Origin of the sequence: Hydrocoleum sp. CS-953, assembly GCF_002260545.1 — a bacterium.
Taxonomy (GTDB): Bacteria; Cyanobacteriota; Cyanobacteriia; order Cyanobacteriales; family Microcoleaceae; genus Trichodesmium.
On sequence record NZ_LGSU01000745.1, the window covers coordinates 1 to 4,479 of the forward strand.

2 protein-coding genes are annotated in these 4,479 nt (G+C 33.7%); both read right to left on the reverse strand.

Going from position 1 to position 4,479, the window contains the following annotated elements; all coding sequences use genetic code 11:
• Nucleotides 1-9: 9 nt before the first annotated feature.
• Nucleotides 10-216, reverse strand: coding sequence for a hypothetical protein (locus AFK68_RS08925; RefSeq protein ID WP_094672425.1), 207 nt, complete (start codon nucleotides 214-216; stop codon nucleotides 10-12).
• Nucleotides 217-285: 69 nt separating this feature from the next.
• Nucleotides 286-2,376 carry a single-stranded-DNA-specific exonuclease RecJ gene (recJ, locus tag AFK68_RS08930; protein ID WP_371357293.1) on the reverse strand — a complete coding sequence of 697 codons (2,091 nt, stop codon included), beginning with the start codon at nucleotides 2,374-2,376 and terminating at the stop codon, nucleotides 286-288.
• Nucleotides 2,377-4,479 lie beyond the last annotated feature (2,103 nt).

Consider the following 4,479-nt stretch of genomic DNA (forward strand, 5'->3'; position numbering starts at 1 on the left):
AAAATGAAATTATTCTGAGTGTGTAAGTAATAGAAGAGAAAATTCCACTATCCAACCACATCTGGCGTGAGCTTCAGAAAATGAAATTACTATTGCTCCATACGCAATAGAAAAGAAAATTCCCACTACCCACCCACATCCGGCGTAAGCTTCAGAAAATGAAATTACTATTGCTCCATACGCATGGGGAAGAAAAATTCCACTACCCACCCACATCCGGTATGAGCTTCAGAAAATGAAACTATTATTGCTCTATAGGTAATAGTCAGAAAATTCCACTATTCATTAATTGAGATTTAAAGCATTCATAGCAGCCTTAATTAAATGAAAAAAACGAGGTTGAGAAACATCAACTTCTTTAGCATTATCCCGACTCTTACCTAACAAACCAAATTTTTTTCCCTGTTGAATAGCTAATACTTCACCACGGGAATTTCTAATTCTTAATTCCTGTAAATCTCCGATTTGATAAAGACTGCAAATATAGGATCTATCGCTATAAGAAAATTCAACTTTTCGAGGTTGGATAGATGAATCTTGCTGAGGAGAAACTTCTCTAGGTAAACGTAAACCAACTAACTCTAATTCAATATTAGTTTGATAATTCCAAGTATTTTCCCGCAATTCATAAGCAACATCCACCAATTGAGGTAAAGGAAAATAATCACCCCAACGCCAAGCGATCGCCCGAATTTCCTTTTCCCCTTTCACTAAAGTTAACTTAATATGACCTTTACCAACAATTCTTTGTTGATAAATTCGTACATTCCGAGTATAAAAAATAGGAGATTTATTTTCAATTCCACAGGGATGAAGTAAATCTATTTGTCGAAACAAATCAAAATTAAGTTCTGGAAATTCCGCTTCAGCATCAATAGTAACTAACGGTTTTAAATGATCAATTTCCAAACATTGATGAGCAAATTCACTCAAACGGGAACGAAATTTATCTAAATTTTCTCCAGGCAAAGAAAAACCACCCGCTGCTTTATGACCACCATATTTTCCTAATAAGTCGTCGCAAAATTGTAGCGCCTCAAAAACATGAAATTCAGGAATACCACGAGCAGAACCTCGAATAGTAGAACCTGACATCCCTGCATCCGTAGCAAAATCTGTGTCTTGCTCTTGCTCCTCCTCATAACTCCCAATAAAAACAGGTACTCCATAACGTTCCACCAAACGGGAAGCAACAATACCAATAACCCCATGATGCCATCCTGGTTGTACCACGACTAATACCCTTTCTTCCTGTAAATTTATCCTACTCTCCTCACACCAAGCGATCGCCTGTTCCTCAATTTCCGCACATAACTCTTGCCGTGTTTGATTAATTTCTTGACACTGTTTCGCCCTAGTTTCTGCCACTTCTATATCATCCGTCGTTAAAAGTTCGATGACAATTTGTGGGTCAGCAATACGTCCGACAGCATTAATACGCGGACCAAGACGGAACCCAATATCATCAGGTTTCAGGGATTTTTGATTATTGGTTTGTTTCGAGTTGTCTTGCTCTTTTGCTTTAACATCAGATACTTGAATTAATGCTTTTACCCCTGCTAACTGAGAGCGGGGTAAAAATTGTAATCCTCTTTTCACCCACCGACGGTTAACTCCAGTTAAAGGTGCTAAGTCAGCAATAGTACCAAGTGTAAATAACTCTAATAGAGGTTTAATTAAACCTTCCATTTTTCCCAAACGTTTCGCTAAAGACACTGCCAAAATATAAGCAACACCCACACCTGCAACACCACGATAAGGAGAATTTTCTGAAATTAATTTAGGGTTGAGAATAGCATTAGCAGGAGGTAGGTTAGGTGGAATATCGTGGTGGTCAGTAATAATAACATTTAGACCTAATTCTCTAGCTTTAGCAATAGGTTGATAAGCAGCAATACCATTATCCACAGTCAGAATGAGACTAACTCCTTCTTCGTGAAACTCTTCAACAATACGTTGGTTAATACCATAACCTTCCTGCATCCGACTAGGAATAGCATAGTCAACTTTTGCCCCCAGGTGTTTCAGACTACGCAATAATAAAGCAGTGCTAGTCATACCATCCGCATCATAGTCGCCACAGATAGAAATTTTTTTGTTTTGGGAAATTGTAGTTTCTAATAAATTTAAACTGATATCTAAGTCGGGAAATTCTTGTATTGGAGAAGGTAATTTTATTGAGTCAGGGTTGAGAAATGCTTCTGCTTTTTTTATAGTAGAAATGTCACGATTAATTAGTGTTTGAGCTATTAAAGGTAATATTTTTAAACTTGTAGCTAATTGTTGGTTTTTTTCTACTTGTTGTGGATGTATTAACCATCTTTGGTTAGGTAATTTTTGCTGTTTGGTTTGACCATGAGATTTATTTTCCACAATATTTTTTAATTTAAAAAGTTGATAATTTAGCAGTTTATAATTAAGAGAAAATTTGGCCGAAAANTAGCTAATTGTTGGTTTTTTTCTACTTGTTGTGGATGTATTAACCATCTTTGGTTAGGTAATTTTTGCTGTTTGGTTTGACCATGAGATTTATTTTCCACAATATTTTTTAATTTAAAAAGTTGATAATTTAGCAGTTTATAATTAAGAGGTTGTTTGTAAAGTAAATATAAAAAAAGAAGATAGGGAACAGGGAACAGGAAATAGGCAAAAAAATAATTATTTGTTATCACGAAATTCACTCTTATCTGATTTACTATGAATAGTCATACCTCATCCCTATGTACAGTTATTTCAATCCTTTGCCTTATTCAAGCTTTAAGATTGAGTTGTGAAACTTTTTTATTAATACTTATTTTACAAACAGTCTCTAATTCTTTATATCAGAATAACATTGTGAGGAGATAATTTTTGATGGAGAAGGGAAAAATGCTGAAAAGTTTAAGAATATGGAAATTTTTAGGAGTAATATTACTCCACAAAGTTTAGGCGATCGCTTTAATAGAGATAACAAGAAGCTAATTGCTAATAGCTGACTGCTACTTCAAACCAAATATTGCCATAGTAAATCAGAGTCAGAAGGTAATGTCTCAATTTTTCCATGCTATCGAATTTTTCCTCCATCTCAAATATAAACTCGGTCAGCTAATTATAGATAGGACTTACGCACTCAATACCTAAAATAAGCATTTTGCGTCATTGCGAGCGACAGCGAGGCAATCTCAAACCCCTATTATTTCGTCACAGTGCGCAAGTCCTATATAGAGTAAAAACAATATTTTTTCCTGTAATTAACATTGTTTTTTGAGAATTTTTAAACGCTTAATTAATGCTTGAATTCTTTGTATGTAGTAAAACTGGTGCTAATCTTTCTATTTCAAGTATTCAGCTTTCAGCTTTTGAGATAGAGCTATAATTTACTGCCACAAATTATATGAGTTAATAACTCATATAATTTGTGGTTAAAAATTTAGTATAATAAAAAAAATGCTGTCTTCATTCATTAAAAAGCTAGGAGCTGACTGCTGGGTACTAATAACTGTTTGCGCAGCATTCCGTAGGAAATCCTTACCTTATATTTGTAAGCATTCAGCCGTCAGCAATCAGCTATTGCTATTGATATGGAATAAAAGCTTTATTTCCACCATTTTCTTCAGGGATATTATTAAACCAGAATTCAACTGACTACAAAAAAGTCTAAAAGTTAGCTGTATATTGATTTTAAAGGCGAGATATTATTGCTGAAAGCTGAGAGCTGACAGCTAATAGCTGAATGCTTACTTATATTTGACTAAGTTTGTAACTTCAAGCATTATTTTAATTTAGCTTTTAGCAGATAAAAAGTACGATAGCAAATTACAGAAATTATCATGTTAGGAATTCGATTTAATAGTAGTTTTTCTAAAGTATTGTCATTTTTGTTTAGCAAATTTAAACCTCCAAACTATGACAATTGTTTAAATAGTGAAGAAATTAAAAAATTTTTCCCAAAGCAATATTTCAGATGCTAGACTGTCGATAGTCTATCGTAATAATCTTAAAAATGACTCATTTAATTCAAATGAACTGTGCTTGTGAATCATGCTCATGCATGATTTGCCCCCTAGTTGCAGTAACAGTCGTCTCAATGCTATTTTTTGCCCTCAAAAAGGTTCTCAGTCCAATAAATAGTCAACCATCAATAAATGATGGCTATGCTAATGAGAGTGTCAATCAGTACAACTCCATTTACAACTAATTTAACTACAAAATTAAGCCTGTGACAGACTAGATATTTTGTTGATTTTTGTCTAACTTTATAGCCCGCAAAAGTTTCTGATGTAGATCAAAAAAATACTACTGCTGTAACCTTGACAAAACTGTAGGAGTTCTATAGATTAACAACTTGCTACATATTATCGCTTCATAACTTTCAGGGTGAACTTCTACTTATAAGAAAAATTATTATTAACCTCTTCTTTCAATTTTTTCTCTAATTTTTCAATTCCTGGCAAAATTTACCTTTACTTCTCAACAAATACTAAAGGTACTTTCTAAAAA